The organism is Micromonospora mangrovicola, from assembly GCF_047200535.1.
In the GTDB taxonomy this organism is placed as follows: domain Bacteria; phylum Actinomycetota; class Actinomycetes; order Mycobacteriales; family Micromonosporaceae; genus Micromonospora.
Genome location: NZ_JBJZOG010000005.1, coordinates 45,866 through 63,269 on the forward strand (window position 1 = coordinate 45,866; position 17,404 = coordinate 63,269).

Consider the following 17,404-nt stretch of genomic DNA (forward strand, 5'->3'; position numbering starts at 1 on the left):
CGATAGCGCGCAGTTTTGCTTGGTACTGTGCGTCACTGGTCATGTGAACCATGACACAGTGCCCCCACAGTCCGGAGAACCCGATGTGCCAGCACCAACCCACCTGCCCCTCCGCCGAGGCGACCGACCGAGACGCCGCCCGTGTCATCGCCTGCTTTCCTGAACAGGGCTGGAGCCTGCTCTGCAACGGTGTGATCATCTTCGAGGACACCGGTGAGCTGCTCCCCGACGGCAGCAGCATCGCACCGCACCGAGGCCCCGCCCGACACGCCCTCGTCGCCTGATTTCACCACGCTGCGTGATCGCAGTGTGCGTCGTCGACCCAGGCTAGCCCCCACCGGCGGGGGCGCCCTCCCCAGGTCGACGACGCCGGGGCGGCCCGACGACCGCCCCGGCTTCCGCGCATCTCAGTTCTCGAACGCCTCCGGCGACGGGCACGAGCAGACCAGGTTCCGGTCGCCGTACGCGCCGTCGATCCGCCGCACCGGCGGCCAGTACTTCCCCGCCCGGTCCACCCCGGCCGGATAGGCGCCCACCGACCGCGGGTACGGGTGCGGCCACTCGTCGCCCGACACCATCGCCGCGGTGTGCGGGGCGTTGGACAGCGGGTTGTCCCCGGCCGGCCACTCCCCCGAGCCCACCTTGTCGATCTCCGCCCGGATGGCGATCATGGCGTCGCAGAACCGGTCCAGCTCCGCCAGGTCCTCGCTCTCGGTCGGCTCCACCATCAGCGTGCCGGCCACCGGGAACGACATCGTCGGCGCGTGGAAGCCGTAGTCGATCAGCCGCTTCGCCACGTCGTCCACGCTCACCCCGGCCACCTTCGTCAGCGGCCGCAGGTCCAGGATGCACTCGTGCGCCACCAGGCCCTTGTTGCCGGCGTACAGCACCGGGAAGTGGTTGCGCAGCCGCACCGCCACGTAGTTCGCCGCGAGCACCGCCACCCCGGTCGCCCGGACCAGCCCCGGCGCGCCCATCATCCGCAGGTACGCCCACGGGATCGGCAGGATCCCCGCCGACCCGTACCGGGCCGCCGAGATCGCCGGCGCCCCGTCGGCGCGGTCACCGCCCGGGTCACTGGGCAGGAACGGCGCCAGGTGCGCCCGCACCGCCACCGGCCCGACACCCGGACCGCCGCCGCCGTGCGGGATGCAGAAGGTCTTGTGCAGGTTCAGGTGCGACACGTCCGCCCCGAACCTGCCCGGCTTGGCGAACCCGACCAGCGCGTTGAGGTTCGCGCCGTCGACGTAAACCTGACCGCCGGCGTCGTGCACCTTCGCGCACAGCTGCGCGATGCCCGTCTCGTACACCCCGTGCGTGGACGGGTAGGTCACCATGATCGCCGCGAGGGCGTCCCGGTGCTTGTCGATCTTCGCGTCCAGGTCCACCAGGTCGACGTTGCCGTCCGCGTCGCAGCCGACCACGACCACCCGCATGCCGGCCATCACCGCAGATGCGGCGTTGGTGCCGTGCGCCGACGACGGGATCAGGCACACGTCCCGGTCCCCCTCGCCCCGCTGCCGGTGGTAGGCGCGGATCGCCAGCAGGCCGGCCAGCTCGCCCTGGGAGCCGGCGTTGGGCTGCACGCTGACCGCGTCGTAGCCGGTCACCTCGGCCAGCCAGTCCTCCAGCTGCCCGATCAGCTCCCGGTACCCGGCGGTCTGCGACTCGGGCGCGAACGGGTGCAGGTGGGCGAACTCGGGCCAGGTGATCGCCTCCATCTCGGTGGTGGCGTTCAGCTTCATCGTGCACGACCCGAGCGGGATCATGCCCCGGTCCAGGGCGTAGTCGAAGTCGGCCAGCCGGCGCAGGTAGCGCAGCATCGCGGTCTCGGAGTGGTGGGCGCGGAACACCGGGTGGGTGAGGAAGTCCGACGTGCGGGCCAGCGCGGCCGGCAGCGTCGCGTCCACCTCCCCGTCGACGCCGTCGACGCCGAACGCCGCCCACACCGCCGCCAGGTGTGCCCCGGTGGTCGTCTCGTCGCAGGAGACGCCCACCCGGTCGGCGTCGACCAGCCGCAGGTTGACGCCGAGCCGCGCGGCGGTGGCCACCACCTCGGCCGCCCGCCCCGGCACGGTCGCGGTGACGGTGTCGAAGAACGGCACCTCCGCGACCTGGACGCCGCCCGCGCGCAGCCCGGCCGCGAGCCGCGCCGCCATGTCATGGGTACGCCGGGCGATCGCCCGCAGCCCGTCCGGGCCGTGGTACACGGCGTACATGCCGGCCATCACCGCCAGCAGCACCTGCGCGGTGCAGATGTTGCTGGTCGCCTTCTCCCGCCGGATGTGCTGCTCGCGGGTCTGCAACGCCAGCCGGTAGGCCGGGTTGCCGTCGGCGTCCTTGGACACCCCGACCAGCCGGCCGGGCAGCATCCGCTCCAGACCGGAGCGGACCGCCAGGTAGCCGGCGTGCGGGCCACCGAAGCCCATCGGCACGCCGAAGCGCTGGGTGGTGCCGGCGGCGATGTCCGCGCCGATCTCCCCCGGCGCGCGCAGCAGCGTCAACGCCAGCAGGTCCGCGGCCACGGTGACCAGGGCCCCGGCCGCGTGCGCGGCCCCGACCAGGCCGGCGTGGTCGCGCACCGCCCCGGACGCGCCCGGGTACTGCAGGTGCAGGCCGAAGAACTCGCCCGGCAGTTCGTCGGTGTCGACGTCGAGCACCCGCACCTCGATGCCGAGCGGCTCGGCCCGGCTGGTGATCACCGCGATGGTCTGCGGCAGGGTGTCCGCGTCGACGACGTACACGTTGCTCTTGCTCCGCCCGGCGCGGCGGGCGAGGGTCATCGCCTCGGCCGCGGCGGTGCCCTCGTCGAGCATGGAGGCGTTCGCGGTGGCCAGCCCGGTCAGGTCGGTGACCATGGTCTGGAAGTTCAGCAGCGCCTCCAGCCGGCCCTGGCTGATCTCCGGCTGGTACGGCGTGTACGCCGTGTACCAGGCCGGGTTCTCCAGCACGTTGCGGCGGATGACACCTGGGGTGTGGGTGCCGTGGTAGCCCAGGCCGATCATGGACACGGCCACCGTGTTGCGGGCGGCCAGGGCGCGCAGCTCGGCGAGGGCCTCCTGCTCGCCGGCCGGGGCGGGCAGGTCCAGGGTGCCGTGCCAGCGGATCACCTCGGGGATCGCGGCGTCCATCAGCTCGTCGATGGAGCTGTAGCCGACGGCCTCCAGCATGCGGCGTTCGTCGTCGGGGCCGGGACCGATGTGCCGGTCGGCGAACTGCTCTGCGGTCATGCGCTGCGCTCCTTGTGGGGGCGAGGTCGACGGGTCAACCTCCCCCTGAGTCACGCACGAAGCGCTCCACAGCGCCTGCCCACATGGTCCTTTTGCCTGAGAGGTTCCGGGGAGGAAGCTGCCCCTTCGGCGCCGTCCGGGAGGTCCCCGGGCGGTCTCTCCCGTGTGGGTGGTACCGGCATGGTCAACGCTACCAGCGACCGTGTTTCCGGCTCATGTCCTACCCCGGGCCGGCCTGCGCTACACGCCGGCCGGCTGCACCCCCGCCGCCGCGGCGCCGGCCGCCACCCGGTCGGCGAGGCTGGTCAGCACCGCGCCCAGCGGCGCGTCCAGGGTGAGGGCGGCGTGCCCGTCGCCGCGGGTGGGCCCCTGGTTGACGATGGCGACCGGGATGCCCAGCTTCGCCGCGCGGATCACGAACCGGCGCCCCGACATGACGGTGAGGGACGAGCCGAGCACCAGCACCGTCCGGGCCCGCTCGACCACGGCGAAACACTGCGCGACCCGGGCCGGCGGAACGGTCTCGCCGAAGAACACCACGTCCGGTTTGAGCAGACCGGTGCCGCAGATGCCGCAGTCCACCGTCCGGAACCGGGCCACCGCCTCGTCGGGCAGGTCGACGTCGCCGTCGGGGTTGACGTGGGCGACGTGCGCGTCGAAGCCCGGGTTGGCCTCGGTCAGCCGCCGGTCCAGCTCCTCGCGGGAGGTGAGGTTGCCGCAGTCCAGGCAGGTCACCTCGTCGAGGCGGCCGTGCAGCTCGATCACCCCGGTGGCCCCGGCGGCGGTGTGCAGGCCGTCGACGTTCTGCGTGATGATCCCGCCGAGCAGGCCGGCGCGTTGCAGCCGCGCCACCGCCCGGTGCCCGGCGTTCGGGGCGGCCCGGGCGATCATCCGCCAGCCCAGGTGGCTGCGCGCCCAGTAGCGCCGCCGCGCCACCGGGTCACGGGTGAACGCCTGATACGTCATCGGGGTGTGTCGGCGGGCCGCGCCGCTGGGCCCCCGGTAGTCCGGGATGCCCGACTCGGTGGACAACCCGGCGCCGCTGAGCACCACGACGTCCCCGGCACCGACGAGCCGGGTCAACGCGTCGAACGTCTCCGTCACCCGTCCATGCTGCCTCAACCGGCGCCCCACGACGACCGCCACCGTCGGGACGCCCGGCCCGGGTGACCCCCGTCACCGGTAACCGGGCACGCCCCGGCGGGCACCGACCGGCGAGCGGGCCGGCCCGCCGCTAGGTTGAGGGTATGCGCGTCGTCATCGCCGGAGGCCACGGCAAGATCGCCAAGCTGCTGGAACGGGAACTCGCCGGCCGCGGCGACACCGCGATCGGGTTGATCCGCAACCCCGACCACGCGGCTGTGCTGCGCGCCGCCGGCGCCGAGCCCGTGCTGTGCGACCTGGAGCGGGCCGACGTCAACATCGTCGCCGGCCACCTGACCGGCGCCGACGCGGTGGTGTTCGCCGCCGGCGCCGGGCCGGGCAGCGGCGCCGCCCGCAAGGACACCGTCGACCGGGCCGCCGCCGTGCTGCTCGCCGACGCCGCGCAGCGCGCCGGGGTCCGTCGCTACCTGCTGGTGTCGTCCATGGGTGTGGACGCCCCGCCCGCCCCGGACCGGGGCGAGGTGTGGGCGGCGTACCTGCGGGCGAAGAAGGCCGCCGAGCAGGACGTCACCGGCCGGGACCTCGAGGTGACCGTGCTGCGGCCCGGCCGGCTCACCGACGACGAACCCGTCGGCCGGATCACGCTCGCCCGGCACGTGCCGGGCGGCCCGGTCACCCGCGCCGACGTAGCCCGGGTGCTGCTCGCGCTGCTGTACGCCCCGGACACCGCCGGGCTGACCCTGGAACTCGTCGGCGGGGAGACCCCGATCGCCGACGCCGTGGCCGCCGTCGCCGTCCGCTGACCGTCAACCGGCCCAGCGCGCCTCGCCCCCCACGCCACAGCGCCGCCAGCACCGGGCGCAACGACCCGGCGCGCGGGGTCGACGCGTACGTGGCCCGGGGTGGCGTGCCGGACTGCTCGTCACGGCGCACGATGTCGTCCTCGGCGAGCAGCCGCAGCCGCTCGGTGAGGACCTTCGCGGTGACCGGCCCGACCGCGGCGCGCAACCGCGTGTACCGCCGCGGGCCGTCCAGCAACGCACGGATGATCACGCCGTTCCACCGGCCGCCCACGATGTCCAGGGTGCGCGACAGCCCGCTGACCCCGCCGAGCCGCGACTGCGCCCGGGTCGATGGTCGGCCCGCCCTCGCCGGCGGGCCGACCGGCACGTCAGCGCTGATGCCGGGGCAGCGCCGGCTGCGGCTGCCCCGCCCCGATCGGCGGCGCCTCCCGGGCGATCCGCTCCATCGTCTGCGCCAGCTGCTCGCTGCCGTCGTCGAGGTGCCGCGCCGCCGCCCGCATGTGCGAGATCATCATCTCGCCGAAGATCCGCAACGCCTCGCGGGTGGCCACCGAGTCGTCGAAGTTCGCGCCGGCGGTACTGCGGTACTGCGCCACCACCCGCTCGGCCTCCTGCTTCGCCTCCTCGGCTGCCGCGCGCATGTAGCTCTCGTACTGCAGCTGGGCGTACTCGGCGACCCGCCGGGCGTAGTCGTGCGCCTGGGCGATGATCTGCTCGGCCTCCCGCTGCGCGGCCGACAGCAGGTTCACCTCCTTGGCCGCCGGCAGCGTCGCCGCCCGGTCGGTGCTCGGGATCACCCCGTGCCGGTGCAGCTCCAGATGGTCCTGCAGCCGCTCGGCCTCCGCCCGCAGATTGGCGATCTGCGTGGCCAGCAGGTCCAGCTCGTCGGCCACCTGCAACTTGAACCGGTCCACATCGGCATGGTCGTAGCCGCGTCGGGTGAACGACGTGCTGCCGAACTCCCACCGGCGTACCCGGTCCGCGGTCAGGCGCACCTGCGCCCCGCCGGAGAACTGTCCGCTCTCGTACCTGCTGATCGGGGTCGCGCTCACCGGGCACCTCCGGATTCGTCAGTGGCGGTCGCGGTCCGCCAGGTCGGCCCGTACCAGTGCTTGCCGAAACCCTCGTGGTGCAGCTGACCGCCGTGGTAGCCGGCCCGGGTCAGCGTCGTCACCGAGTGGCTGACCATCTCGTCGGAACCACACACGTACACGTGCCGGGACCGCCAGTCCCCGTCCGCGACCGCCCGGTCCGCCACCTGAACGAAATCGCCGGGGTGCAGCGGATCCGCACCGGCCACGTAGGTCACCGTCAACCACGGGTGCGAAGCGGCCAGCTTGTCGATCGCGTCGGTGTCGTAGAACTCCATCCGGGAACGGGCCCCCACGTACAGGTCCACCCGGCGTCCCGAGCCCTCCGCCGCGACCTGCTCGACGAGGGCCTTCACCGGCGCCCAGCCGGTCCCGCCGGCCAGCAGCAACAGATCCGACGACCCGGCCGGCCACAACGTCAACCGGTCGCCCACCGGGGAAGCCAGGTGGATCTGGTCACCGACCGCGCACCCGTACACCAGCCGCGACGACACCACACCGCCCGGCGTGGCCCGTACGTGCAGCTCCAGCGTCCCGTCCGGGCGCGGGGCGTTCGCCGGCGAGTAGTACCGCCACGAGCGCACCGCCGGATGGGACACCCCGACCGACTGGCCCGGGGTGAACGGCAACAGGTACTGCGGACGGACCGTCAGCACCGCCACGTCGAACGTGCGCCGCTCGTGCCCGAGGATCTCGCCCATCCACCACGGCGGCGACACCGACTCCGCGGCCTGCGCCGCCTCGATCATCACCTGCGAGACCAGCCCGTACGCGGCCGTCCAGTCCGCGGCCAGTTCCTCGGTCCACTGCTCCCCGAGAAAGTGCTGCAACGTGGCCACGAGCGCCTCGCCGACCGCCGGATAGTGCTCGGCGCGCACCGCGAACTTGCGGTGGTCGGCCCCGAGCTCCTGCAGGAACCCGACGAGCCGGTCCAGCTGGTCCACATGGGACACGATGTGTCCCAACGCGGTCACCAGGCGGTCCCGCTGACCGGCCATGTTCGTGGGGAACATCTGCCGCGTCTCCGGGTACGCCAGGAACAGCGTCGAGTAGAAGTAGAGCGGCACCTGGTCGCCGTGCGCGGCGACCAGGGACCAACTCTGCTTGAGCCGTGCGGCGTCCACGCTCAGGCGTTCCCCACGGACACGACCTGGTCCCGCACCTGGCCCAGCACGACCTGCACGTCGGCGAGGATGTCCGCCGGCACGCCCAACTCGCTCAGCGTCGCCATCAGATGCTCACCGACCTTCGCGTAGTGCGCCGGCGGGATGTTCAGCGGCTGGTGCGCCTCGGCCAGCCCACGACCGGTGTACTCGTTCGGGCCGCCGAGCACCACGGCCAGCATCAGCGCCAGGTGACGCCGCTGCTCGGCCATGTTCACGTCGGTGAAGTAACCGGCAAGCTCCGGGTCGGCCAGCACCTTGTCGTAGAACAGCTCCACGGCCGCCTTCACTGCGGCGGCACCGCCGATCCGCTCGTAGTGGGAGGCCGGGGCGGTCTCTTCCGTCACCGTCATGGTGGATTCCTCTCGAGATGAGGGGTACGCGGCCGCAGCCGCGGAGGGGGCAACGGCAGCCGGCGCGCCGTACGACGGTCCGCCGGGACGTCCACGCGCAAGCGACCGTGTCGGACCATAGCGTGCCGCCGGGAACGGTTCACGCCGGCCCTATCCGATTCCCGCCAACTGTCGACCACGGACAGTCATCAAAAGCCGCTGGACGATGGCATCCCGCATCGGAGCCACCACGCTCCGTGGACGCCGTCGCGCCGGCGCCGATCCCGGAAAGTCCTGCTCGGACAACCCGGGGCGAGCCACCCACCGCCGCGCCGATCAGCACCGCCACCTGCGCATACGCCCCAGGCCACCCGGTACCGGAAAGGCGGCGCCGCCGGCACCGGCCGGCCGCACCATCCGCACCCAACAACCGACACTACGAGTGACCAAAAAAGTGGACCGCGACCTACCCATTTGGGCGCGCCGCGGTCCACCGGAAACGTACGACCGGAAGATCAACCAGCCCGGCGGCGCGCCCGACGCGCCGCCAGCTCGTCACCCACCGACTCCGACGACTCCGACGACTCGGCAGCCGGCTCCCGCGCACCCGTCGACCCCTGTCCACCCACCGGCTCCGCCGGCAGATGCGACAACGAACCCTGGATCTCCTTGAACGCGCCGCCGATCGCGATGCCGAACACCCCCTGGCCGCCCTGCAACAGGTCGACCACCTCCTCCGGCGACCGGCACTCGTACACCGACGTCCCGTCGGAGATCAACGTGATGCCCGCCAGATCCTCCACCCCGCGCGACCGCAACGCCTCGATCGCCTTGCGGATGTTCTGCAACGACACCCCGGCGTCCAGCAGCCGCTTCACGACCTTCAACACCACCAGGTCGCGGAAGGAGTACAACCGGGACGTCCCCGACCCCGACGCGTCCCGCACACTCGGCACCACCAGACCCGTCCGGGCCCAGTAGTCCAACTGCCGGTAGCTGATACCCACCGCGGAACAGGCGGTCACCCCGCGGTAACCCACGTCGCCGTCACCGACCGGCTCAGCGGCCACACCCGGCTGCTGCCGTTCCGAACTCGGACCAGGATCTCGCGGCTCGTGCATCCGGACAACCTCCCCGCCCGTGCGGTGACACGTCGTCTCCCCGTACGTGCACCCCTCGACAACCGCAACCCTATAGCGGTCCCCAGGACTTACCACGCAGGAAGCACCACGACACGCCGCGCAGTCACCAGGAAGATCAACAACAGCGGCCCGCCGCCACCACCGTGACCGCCGCCGCACCACGACCGGGCCCACCAGCCCGACACCACTCAGCCCGCGAAGTCCTCCGGACGCACCTGGTCCAGGAACTCCCGGAACTTCTCCACCTCGTCCTCCTGCTCGTCCGGGATCACGATCCCCGCCTCACTGAGGACCTGCTCAGCACAACGAATCGGAGCCCCGACCCGCAACGCCAACGCGATGGAATCGCTCGGCCGCGCCGACACCCGCACGCCGTCACCGATCAACAGATCGGCGTAGAAGACGTTCTCCTTCAGCTCGGTGATCTCCACCGCTCGCAACGGCGCCTGCAGCGCCGCCAGCACGTCCCGCAACAGATCGTGCGTCAACGGCCGCGCCGGCTTGACCCCCTGCTGCTCGTAGGCGATCGCCGTCGCCTCGACCGCGCCGATCCAGATCGGCAGATAGCGGTCCCCCTCGACCTCCCGCAGCAGGACGATCGGCTGGTTGCTGGGCAGCTCCACCCGAACTCCGACCACGCTCAGCTCGCGCACCGCCGCCTCCGTGTCGTCGTCGCCTATGGCACCGCGCCCTTCCCTGCACGGTACACGGACCGCGACACGAGAGTCCCATGCGCTACGTGCACCACGCCCCGCCGGAAAGGGGTTACCCCGGCAAGCCTACGACACGCTTCCCGGCACAGATCTTTCCGCGCCCACCGACGGCAAAGGGCCGGGCGCCCCCACGACACCCGACCCCACACACCTCAACGACCCAACGTCGACCGCAGCCCCACCCGCACCAGAGCCGCGTGCAACTGCTGCGACAACGCCAGCAACTCCCGCGCCGTCTCCGCCGCCCGGGCCCGCGCCGCCGGATCACTCTGCCGCACCAACGGAGCCACCAACTGCGCGAACAGGCCAACCTCCCGATCGGCCGCCGTCCGGTAGCCCCGCAGATGCCGCGGCTCCAACCCGTACGCCGCCAGACCCGCCACCGCCCCCGCGATGATCAACGCATCCGCGTCGTACCACCCCGGCGGATCGGACACCAGCACACCGAGCCGCTCCAACTCCACCAACGTCGACTCGTCGATGCCGCTCCGGGAAACCAGATCAGCCCGCCCCAGCCGCACCTCCGACGACTCGGCGGACTTCTCCACCTCCCGACCCGGCACCTCACCACCGGGACCCACGGCCACCAACGCCGGCCGCTGCCGCCCCGGCGCCGCACCCGACGCGTCCCACTCCGCCAACTGCTCACGGATCACCCGCAACGGCAGATACTGGTCCCGCTGCGCGGTCAACACGAACCGCAGCCGCGCCACATCGTCCCAGCTGTACTTCCGATACCCCGCCGGCGTCCGCTGCGGCTCCACCAGGCCCTCGGCCTCCAGAAACCGCAACTTCGAGATCGTGACGTCCGGGAACTCCACCCGAAGCTGCGTCAACACCTCACCGATACTCATCAGCGGTGTGGAACGCGCCGCCCCGGGCGGCGTCGAAGCCGCAGGCTCGTTCACCCCCGGCCGGCCCCCTCCTCCGGACGCGGACCGGCGATGAACACCACCCGGAACTTACCGATCTGCACCTCGTCACCATTGCTCAACGTGGCCGCCTCGACCCGTTCCCGGTTCACGTACGTGCCGTTCAGGCTGCCCACGTCCCGCACCGTGAACGTGCCACCGTCGCGGTGGAACTCGGCGTGCCGCCGAGAAACCGTCACGTCATCGAGGAAGATGTCACTGTCCGGGTGCCGCCCGCTCGTCGTCACATCGTGGTCCAACAGGAACCGGGCACCCGCATTCGGACCCCGACGAACCACCAGCAGCGCCATACCCGGCGGCAACGAACCGGACATCCGGCTCGGCACCACATCGGTGTCCGGCCCCTCCAGCACTTCGTCGAGCGAACCGAGATTGAGCGTCGAAGTGACGTCGAGTGGGGGGAACTCGTCGTCTGGCCGCGTCATGGGGACCACCTCACGGATCTGTTCGGTCGGCGTCGGGTAATGGCGGGACTGGCCGCCGGGCAGACACACACCCGGCGGCTGGCTCCCCGGTGCCCGGGAAGGCGCATTCCACAACGCTCAACTATTGGGTTCTCGGTCGACTGGGCGAGCCTAGCCAGCGCCGAAATACAGGGCAACCGGACGCGCGGAAACAGCCCCACCGCCCGGAACGACAAGTCAGCTCTCGGTGAGCTCGCGGTACGCGCCAGCGGTCAACAGACCCTCGACCGCCGCCGGATCCTCCGGGGTGATCTCCAACAACCACCCCGCACCGTACGGATCCGTGTTGATCACCTCAGGGGTGTCGGCCAACGCCTCGTTACGCGCCGCCACCGTGCCACTCAACGGGGCGTAGATCTCCGACACGCTCTTCGTCGACTCGATCTCACCCAGCGGCTCACCCGCCGCCACCACCGCACCCTCGTCCGGCAACTGGACGAACACGATGTCACCCAGGGCATCCTGCGCGAAGTGCGTGATGCCGACCCGGACGGCGCCACCGCCGCCCCCGGCCACCCACTCGTGCTCGGCGGTGTACCGCAGATCCTCAGGAATCACCAGCTGCGTCCTTCATCCATCGGCACCGGAAGACCGGCGCGGCCAGACCGGTCAGGAAACCGGCCGGGCGTGATCCAGCTTGATCGGCGCGTGCAGCTGCGAAACCTCCACAACCTCACGATCCACTGGCGTCACGTTACCGCCGGCCTCCTGCACCGACGCGACCACCCCGCCGGGAATGTTCAACGCCGTACGCATCGTCGCCGGATCCCCGATCACCGTGATCGTGTACGGACCACTCAGCCGCCGCCCGTCCACCACCAGACCACCACCACCCTCGGCGTCCACGAAGTACGTCGACGCGATGATCCGCACCGCAGTCCGGTCCACCCCGGCGATCTGCATCGCCTCCGCACCCGCGCCCCGCAACTCCTGCACCGCGTCCAGGATCCGGGCCGCGGAGATCGCCTTGTCCGGGCCCACCGGGCCGTCGAACCGCACCGACAGGCCCGGCCCTACCGCCGGCAACGTCCCCGCCAGGATGCCCAGCTCGTCCGCCCGCCGCGTCGCCTCCTCCAACGCCGCCTGCCGACCCTGCTCACCCGACCGCAACTGGCGCTGGCTCTCCTCCAGCGCCGCGATCTCCTGCCGCAGGCGCCGCTCCCGCGAATCCAGATCCGACGAGATCCGGACCAGGTCCTCCTCCCGCGTGGCCGCCAGCGTCGGATCCGTCGACGTCGTCTTCAACTGCACCACCAGGGTGAACCCCAGCAACGCCAACAACACCGCGATCATCGCGCCCGCCGACGTCCACCGCCGCGCCGCCGGCGCCTTCTTCGCCGCCGCCGCGGGCCCGTCACCCGCCGACTCCTCGACCTCCCGCTCGTCCGGCTCGGGCTCCGCGGGCGCCAACGGGCTCAACTCGTCCGGATCGGGCGCGTCCGGGCGCGGATCCGGCTCACCCGCCGGACCCGTCGGCCGCCCCGGCGCAGCCGGCGGCCAACCCGTCCCCGTCTCCCTGTGCTCCTCGCTCATCGCCTCGAACCCTACGCCCGGAACAGGTGCCGACGGATCGCCGCCACATTTCCGAAGATGCGCACCCCGAGCACGACGACCACACCGGTGGACAACTGACCACCCACCCCGAGCTGATCACCCAGATACACGATCAGACCCGCCACCAGCACGTTCGAGATGAACGACACCACGAACTGCTTGTCGTCGAAGATCCGGTCCAGCTTCGCCCGCACGCCGCCGAACACCGCGTCGAGCGCCGCCACCACGGCGATCGGCAGGTACGGCTGCAACGCCGCGGGCACAGTGGGGTCCAGATACACCCCGAGCACCACACCGGCGAGCAACGCCAGCACCGCGATCATCGGCCACCTCCGGAGGGGCTGGGAGACGTCCGCGAGCCGGACGGCCCGGGACTGGTCGAACCGGCGACACCCGAACCCGACGACGACGGGCTCGGACTCACCGAGGGCTCGGCGTAGCGTAGCCGCGGCTGTGACGCGGCCGGCAGGGTGAGGCCGTCGGCGTCCTTCACCCCGAAGGACAACCCGGTGGACTTCGCCACCCAACGCATCGAGTTCGCCGCCGAGCTGTCCTCGAACCGGTCCCGCATCGAACCCGGACCGATCGCCGACACCTCGTACGGGCTCGTCACCGGCCGGTAGTCCACCAGGATCGCCTCACCCGCCGACCGGATCGTCGACGTCGCCGTCAACCGCTGCCCGTTGATCGAGACCGCCTCGGCGCCCGCCGCCCACAACGCGTTCGCCACTGTTCGCAGGTCGAAATAGAGCACCCGGGACGGACCGGCGTCCGTGCCCGTCACCGCGTCCTTGCCCGTCACCGCGTCCTTGTCCTGCGCCCGGTCGGCCAACCGGACCACCACGCCGTCACCGCGCACCCGTCCCAGCCCGGTCCCCGCCTCCAGGTTCCGCAACCGGGACGCCTCGGAGCCGCCCAGCGCCGCGTCTCGCTGCCGGCTCACCTCCTCGCGCAGCTCGTCCGCGCGCGCGGACAGCCGGTCCGTCTCGGCCTCGCGCTGCTTGATCTCCGCGATCAGCCCCGCCCGGGCCTTCGCCCGACTTGGCTGCTCCGCAATCGTCTCCCGGTACGCCACAGCGAACAGGAACCCGATCGCCACGACCACCACCAGGCTGACCGGACGGGCCAGCAGTTGCCGCAACCGCGACGGCGGCTGCCTCCGGCGCCGGGCCGCCGCGTCGCCGTAGCCGGGGTCGAGGGGGTTGCGGAACAGTTCGGTGAGAAAGTCCGGCGTGTACACCCGCGCCGACGGGTCACGGCTCTCCCGGGGCGGCGCGCTCACGCCGCCACCCCCGCCCGTCGGGCCCGCATCGCGCGCACCAGGCGGCTGGCCTGTACCACGTACATCGCTCCGGCCACCCAGTAGAGCACCAGGCCCCACCAGGCCAGACCCCAACCGATCGCGCCGGCCACGGTGGCCGCGCCCGGCGCGGCGGCGGCCAGCAGCAGGATCGGGAACGCCGCCAGCAGCAGGAAGGTGGCCGTCTTACCCACGTAGTGCACCGGCGGTGGGCCGTACCCGTAACGACGCAGCACCGCCAGCGACCCGAGCAGCAGCAACTCGCGGGCCAGCAGCGCCGCGGTGAACTGCCACGGCACCACCTCGCGGGCGGTGAACGCCAGCAGCGTGGCCAGGATGTAGAGCCGGTCGGCGAGCGGGTCGAGCAGTTCCCCGAGCCGGCTGACCTGCCGCATCCGGCGCGCCACCCAGCCGTCCACCCAGTCGCTGGTGCCACCGATCGCCAGCACCACGATCGCCGTGACGTCGGCCCGCACCACCAGGAAGAGGTAGAGGAAGAGCGGTACGCCGACGAGCCGGACGAAGCTGATCAGGTTGGGCAGGGTGAGGACACGGTCTCCCACGACCGCCGTCGTACCGCCCGGAGCCGGGTGCTCCGACGGAGCCGGCCGACGCGCCACCGAACCCTCCCTTCGCAGCACGCTCCGGCGGCCGACCGTGATCGGCCGCTCCTCCAGGCTCGTGCGCGTTGCCGGCCGGTCAGCGCCGGCGCCCTCCCCGATGCGGCCCACGATCGAGTCGATCATGGGCCGGCCAGTTGCGCTGCCACTATATCGGGCTGCGCGAAGGCGTTCCTGTCCCGCTTTCGGCGTGGCAGGGGTGTGTGGTGCCGCACACCCCTGCGGGCCGTCCTAGGACACTAGCTGGATGAACGGACCGACGGAACCGCCGGTGCGACGAGGCGCGGGTCAGGCCGTCCGGACGGTGGAGTCGGAACCGGCGGCGGGGGCACCCAGCGCGGCCGCCTGACTGAACGCCACGAGGGCCAGCAACAGCTCGTGCTGCACCCGATTCGGCATCCGGTCCAGCACCGCCTGGACCGCCTGGTGCCGCCGATCCCTCAGCTCCCCGAGCAGGGTCTCGGCGGCGGTCGTGGGGACCAGGCGCACCTCGCGCCGGTCGCGCGGATCGGCCACCCGGCGCAGCAGGCCGACCGCCTCCAGCCGGTCGCAGAGCCGGCTCGCCGAGGACGGTACGACGTCCAGCAGCTCGGCCAGGCGGTTCACGTTGGTGTGCGGGTGGGCGATGACCAGGGAGAGCACCCGCAGCTGCGTCGGCGAGACGACGTTGTGCCGCGCGGTGGCGGAGTCGAGCACACCGACGAGCGCCTCGGCAGCCGTGTCGATGGCCGCGGCAAGATTCGGAGGTCGCTCCACCCGCTGTCCCCTGCGATCGTCCCGCTCGTGTTCCTCGCCGGTCCGGTTACCGCCGGCCCGCGTCGTCGGCTGGGCTGGAACCGCGCCAGTCCAGGCAGACGACGACCGCGTCGTCGCGGAGGTCCGCGTCGGCGTGGTACGCGTGCAGTTCGCGCATCACCGTACCAACTGCTTCGGTCGCCGGCTGCAACCGAGTCGACCGCATCGCTCGCGCCATGGCCTTTTCCCCATACGGTTCCCGGCCGTCCGACTGCGCCGCGTACACCCCGTCGCTCACCACGAACAGCCGGTCCCCCGGCTTCACGGTGAACTCCTGCACGTCGTACCGGGTCTCGGCGAACATGCCCAACGGCAGCTGCTGCTCCAGCGAGATCGGGCTGACCGTGCCGCCCCGCAGCCGCAACACGTGCGGGGAACCGGCGTCCACCGCCCGCACCACACCGCGCCGGGTGTCCAGCTCCAGCAGCAGCGTCGCCACGTGCCGGCCACCCCGATGCTGGTAGAAGATGGTGTCCGAGGCCAGCTCGGCCTGCTCCACCAGGCTGCCGCCCGAGCGCCGGGCGTTGCGCATGGCGTTGACGCTGACCGCGGTGAGCAGCGACGCGGCCAGGCCGCTGCCGGTGCCGTTGAGCACCGTCAGGGTGAGCCGGTCTCCGTCGACCGACCAGTCGAAGTGGTCACCGCCCACCGTGTACGCCGGTTCGAGCTGCCCGGCCAGCACGAAGTCGCCGTGCGTGACGCTGCGGCCGGGCAGCAGGTCCCACTGCATCTCCGCGGCCATGCTGAGCCGCTCCCGCCGGCGGGCGCGCCGGTAGCGGTCGGTCTCGCGGTCCGCGGCCCGCAGGGCCACAGCCAACTCGTCCGCGACGTCCCGGACCATCTGGACGGTCGCCGCGGCCGGGGTGTGCGGCAGCTCGACCAGCAGCACGCCGAGCCGCTCTCCCCAGACCGACAGCGGCAGGTAGACCCGGCAGCGGCCGTCCTCGTCGCTGTCGTGTACCGGCTGTTGGCTGCTGAAACAGCGCTGCGCCACGCCCTGCCCGGTCAGCGAGCCGCCGTCGGCCGGGTCCGGGGCGAGCACCGGCCAGAGCCCGCTGAACCGGTAGTCGGCGATGAACACCTCGGTCCGTGAGGCACCGAGCGTCGTACGGAGTGCCCGGTCGGTGGTCTCCGCCAGCTGGTCGGGCGGCGCCGCGCGCAGGGCGCGCGCCACCTCTCCGGGCCCGTGCGGCATGCTCCTCCTCCGAAGACGACTATTGCTGTAGGGCAAGCATCATACGGAGGACGTGCGACACCCCGACGCCCCGGCTCCGGACCGGCCGGGAAGGCACCGGGCGGGCACCGGCCGGTCGGGCCACGGACCTGCGCGAACGGCCGGTGCCCGCCGCCCGCCGAGACCGGCCGCCGGCCGACCCGGACGGTGACGGGTCGGCTCAGCCGGCCGGCTTCACGGCGACCGCGCCGTAGAAGGCGTCCGGCACCGCCTCCGGCGCAGCCTCGGCGCGCCATGCGGCGACCGGCACGATGCCGTCGGACGTCGGCTGCCAGCGCCCCAGCAACGGCGCGAACGCCGCAGGCGGCCGCATCCGGAACGCCGGCCCCATCATCGCGAGGGCCTCCGGGTAGGCGCGCAACTCCTCGGCGTCGAAGTCGATCGCCAGGAAGCTGCCCGGCGCGACCGCCTCGAACAGCTCGTCGAGAGTACCGGCCAGGGTGGTGTCGTCGAGAAAGGCGGCCAGCCCGAGGAAGACCAGGCCGACCGGCCTCCTCCCCCACCGGGCACGAACCGGTGCAGCTGGGCCGGATCGATCGTGCCGATGTCGGTGGCGTCGCCGAAGCCGTACCCCGCCCGGTCACTGCCGGCGAGCAGGCGCTGGCCGAGCCGGACGGTCACCGGATCCACGTCGGTGTACAGCACCGTGGCGTCCGGGACCACCTCGTGCACGTTGCCGCGGGACGGCACCCCGGCCCCGAAGACCAGGAAGCCGTCCACGCCTTCGTCGGCGATCGACCGGACCGCCCGGCCGAGGAAGTCGCGCAGCGACCGGAAGATCGCCGCCGCACAGGGGCCGTACGCGCCCTCGAAGGCCCGGGCCGCGGCCACGTCGACCGGGAAGTGGTGCTCGCCGCCGAGCCAGAAATCGATCATGCGGGCGGTGCTCGGCTGGTCGGGCTCGACCATCGACGAGGCTCCCTTCCT

General features: G+C 72.2%; 18 protein-coding genes, 2 pseudogenes and 1 riboswitch. Of the genes and pseudogenes, 2 read left to right on the forward strand and 18 right to left on the reverse strand.

The features are described 5' to 3' along the window. Positions 1-83: 83 nt before the first annotated feature. Positions 84-284 carry a DUF5999 family protein gene (locus ACL02O_RS03490; protein ID WP_412816466.1) on the forward strand — a complete coding sequence of 67 codons (201 nt, stop codon included), beginning with the start codon at positions 84-86 and terminating at the stop codon, positions 282-284. 123 nt (positions 285-407) lie between these two features. Here ACL02O_RS03490 and gcvP read toward each other — a convergent pair whose 3' ends face one another. Continuing rightward, positions 408-3,230, reverse strand: a complete 2,823-nt coding sequence (gene gcvP, locus ACL02O_RS03495) for an aminomethyl-transferring glycine dehydrogenase (protein WP_412816467.1) — start codon at positions 3,228-3,230, stop codon at positions 408-410. Positions 3,231-3,304: 74 nt separating this feature from the next. Further along, positions 3,305-3,404: riboswitch (glycine riboswitch) on the reverse strand. A gap of 66 nt (positions 3,405-3,470) precedes the next feature. Further along, positions 3,471-4,334, reverse strand: coding sequence for an NAD-dependent protein deacetylase (locus ACL02O_RS03500; protein WP_412816468.1), 864 nt, complete (start codon positions 4,332-4,334; stop codon positions 3,471-3,473). Between the two features lie 143 nt (positions 4,335-4,477). Between ACL02O_RS03500 and ACL02O_RS03505 the strand changes: the two genes are divergently transcribed. Further along, positions 4,478-5,137, forward strand: a complete 660-nt coding sequence (locus tag ACL02O_RS03505; protein WP_412816469.1) for an NAD(P)H-binding protein — start codon at positions 4,478-4,480, stop codon at positions 5,135-5,137. 46 nt (positions 5,138-5,183) lie between these two features. On the opposite strand, the pseudogene ACL02O_RS03510 reads toward ACL02O_RS03505, so the two are convergent. The 16 genes and pseudogenes from ACL02O_RS03510 to ACL02O_RS03585 form a co-directional block, all read right to left on the reverse strand. Further along, a pseudogene (locus ACL02O_RS03510) lies at positions 5,184-5,504 on the reverse strand (winged helix-turn-helix transcriptional regulator); the annotation flags it as partial. Position 5,505: 1 nt separating this feature from the next. Next, positions 5,506-6,189, reverse strand: coding sequence for a DivIVA domain-containing protein (locus tag ACL02O_RS03515; protein WP_412816470.1), 684 nt, complete (start codon positions 6,187-6,189; stop codon positions 5,506-5,508). Next, complete coding sequence (locus ACL02O_RS03520; protein WP_412816471.1) at positions 6,186-7,352, reverse strand: globin domain-containing protein; 1,167 nt, start codon at positions 7,350-7,352, stop codon at positions 6,186-6,188. Before ACL02O_RS03520 ends, ACL02O_RS03515 begins: the two co-directional genes overlap by 4 nt. Before the next feature lie 2 nt (positions 7,353-7,354). Continuing rightward, positions 7,355-7,744, reverse strand: coding sequence for a group I truncated hemoglobin (locus ACL02O_RS03525; protein WP_412816472.1), 390 nt, complete (start codon positions 7,742-7,744; stop codon positions 7,355-7,357). Between the two features lie 494 nt (positions 7,745-8,238). Further along, positions 8,239-8,844 carry a MerR family transcriptional regulator gene (locus ACL02O_RS03530; protein WP_412816473.1) on the reverse strand — a complete coding sequence of 202 codons (606 nt, stop codon included), beginning with the start codon at positions 8,842-8,844 and terminating at the stop codon, positions 8,239-8,241. A 209-nt stretch (positions 8,845-9,053) separates the two neighbouring features. Next, entirely contained in the window at positions 9,054-9,518 is a 465-nt protein-coding gene (locus ACL02O_RS03535; RefSeq protein ID WP_320068752.1) for a bifunctional nuclease family protein, read from the reverse strand. Positions 9,519-9,730: 212 nt separating this feature from the next. Then, on the reverse strand, positions 9,731-10,432 hold the full coding sequence (gene ftsR / locus ACL02O_RS03540) for a transcriptional regulator FtsR (protein WP_412816474.1): 702 nt from the start codon (positions 10,430-10,432) through the stop codon (positions 9,731-9,733). Between the two features lie 50 nt (positions 10,433-10,482). Beyond that, positions 10,483-10,935, reverse strand: a complete 453-nt coding sequence (odhI, locus tag ACL02O_RS03545) for an oxoglutarate dehydrogenase inhibitor Odhl (protein WP_089000305.1) — start codon at positions 10,933-10,935, stop codon at positions 10,483-10,485. A 216-nt stretch (positions 10,936-11,151) separates the two neighbouring features. Next, positions 11,152-11,532, reverse strand: a complete 381-nt coding sequence (gene gcvH, locus ACL02O_RS03550; protein WP_412816475.1) for a glycine cleavage system protein GcvH — start codon at positions 11,530-11,532, stop codon at positions 11,152-11,154. 51 nt (positions 11,533-11,583) lie between these two features. Next, positions 11,584-12,507: a DUF881 domain-containing protein gene (locus tag ACL02O_RS03555; protein ID WP_412816476.1), complete on the reverse strand. Its 924-nt coding sequence runs from the start codon at positions 12,505-12,507 to the stop codon at positions 11,584-11,586. A gap of 11 nt (positions 12,508-12,518) precedes the next feature. Then, positions 12,519-12,851 carry a small basic family protein gene (locus ACL02O_RS03560; RefSeq protein WP_007071104.1) on the reverse strand — a complete coding sequence of 111 codons (333 nt, stop codon included), beginning with the start codon at positions 12,849-12,851 and terminating at the stop codon, positions 12,519-12,521. Beyond that, positions 12,848-13,810, reverse strand: coding sequence for a DUF881 domain-containing protein (locus ACL02O_RS03565; RefSeq protein WP_412816477.1), 963 nt, complete (start codon positions 13,808-13,810; stop codon positions 12,848-12,850). The genes ACL02O_RS03560 and ACL02O_RS03565 overlap by 4 nt, the downstream gene beginning before the upstream one ends. Beyond that, positions 13,807-14,448, reverse strand: coding sequence for a CDP-alcohol phosphatidyltransferase family protein (locus ACL02O_RS03570; RefSeq protein ID WP_412816478.1), 642 nt, complete (start codon positions 14,446-14,448; stop codon positions 13,807-13,809). Before ACL02O_RS03570 ends, ACL02O_RS03565 begins: the two co-directional genes overlap by 4 nt. A gap of 288 nt (positions 14,449-14,736) precedes the next feature. After that, a complete protein-coding gene (locus ACL02O_RS03575) occupies positions 14,737-15,204 on the reverse strand; it encodes a MarR family winged helix-turn-helix transcriptional regulator (RefSeq protein WP_412816479.1) in 468 nt (155 codons plus the stop codon). A 46-nt stretch (positions 15,205-15,250) separates the two neighbouring features. Then, on the reverse strand, positions 15,251-16,438 hold the full coding sequence (locus tag ACL02O_RS03580; RefSeq protein ID WP_412816480.1) for a PP2C family protein-serine/threonine phosphatase: 1,188 nt from the start codon (positions 16,436-16,438) through the stop codon (positions 15,251-15,253). A gap of 199 nt (positions 16,439-16,637) precedes the next feature. After that, a pseudogene (locus tag ACL02O_RS03585) lies at positions 16,638-17,386 on the reverse strand (SAM-dependent methyltransferase). Positions 17,387-17,404: the final 18 nt, after the last annotated feature.

Excerpts from the sequence above, each read along its gene's own strand:
- ACL02O_RS03490 (WP_412816466.1), top strand. The coding sequence starts at position 84 with ATGTGCCAGCACCAACCCACCTGCCCCTCCGCCGAGGCGACCGACCGA.
- gcvP (WP_412816467.1), bottom strand. The coding sequence starts at position 3,230 with ATGACCGCAGAGCAGTTCGCCGACCGGCACATCGGTCCCGGCCCCGAC.
- ACL02O_RS03505 (WP_412816469.1), top strand. The coding sequence starts at position 4,478 with ATGCGCGTCGTCATCGCCGGAGGCCACGGCAAGATCGCCAAGCTGCTG.
- ACL02O_RS03525 (WP_412816472.1), bottom strand. The coding sequence starts at position 7,744 with ATGACGGTGACGGAAGAGACCGCCCCGGCCTCCCACTACGAGCGGATC.
- ACL02O_RS03530 (WP_412816473.1), bottom strand. The coding sequence starts at position 8,844 with ATGCACGAGCCGCGAGATCCTGGTCCGAGTTCGGAACGGCAGCAGCCG.
- ftsR (WP_412816474.1), bottom strand. The coding sequence starts at position 10,432 with ATGAGTATCGGTGAGGTGTTGACGCAGCTTCGGGTGGAGTTCCCGGAC.
- odhI (WP_089000305.1), bottom strand. The coding sequence starts at position 10,935 with ATGACGCGGCCAGACGACGAGTTCCCCCCACTCGACGTCACTTCGACG.
- ACL02O_RS03555 (WP_412816476.1), bottom strand. The coding sequence starts at position 12,507 with ATGAGCGAGGAGCACAGGGAGACGGGGACGGGTTGGCCGCCGGCTGCG.
- ACL02O_RS03560 (WP_007071104.1), bottom strand. The coding sequence starts at position 12,851 with ATGATCGCGGTGCTGGCGTTGCTCGCCGGTGTGGTGCTCGGGGTGTAT.
- ACL02O_RS03580 (WP_412816480.1), bottom strand. The coding sequence starts at position 16,438 with ATGCCGCACGGGCCCGGAGAGGTGGCGCGCGCCCTGCGCGCGGCGCCG.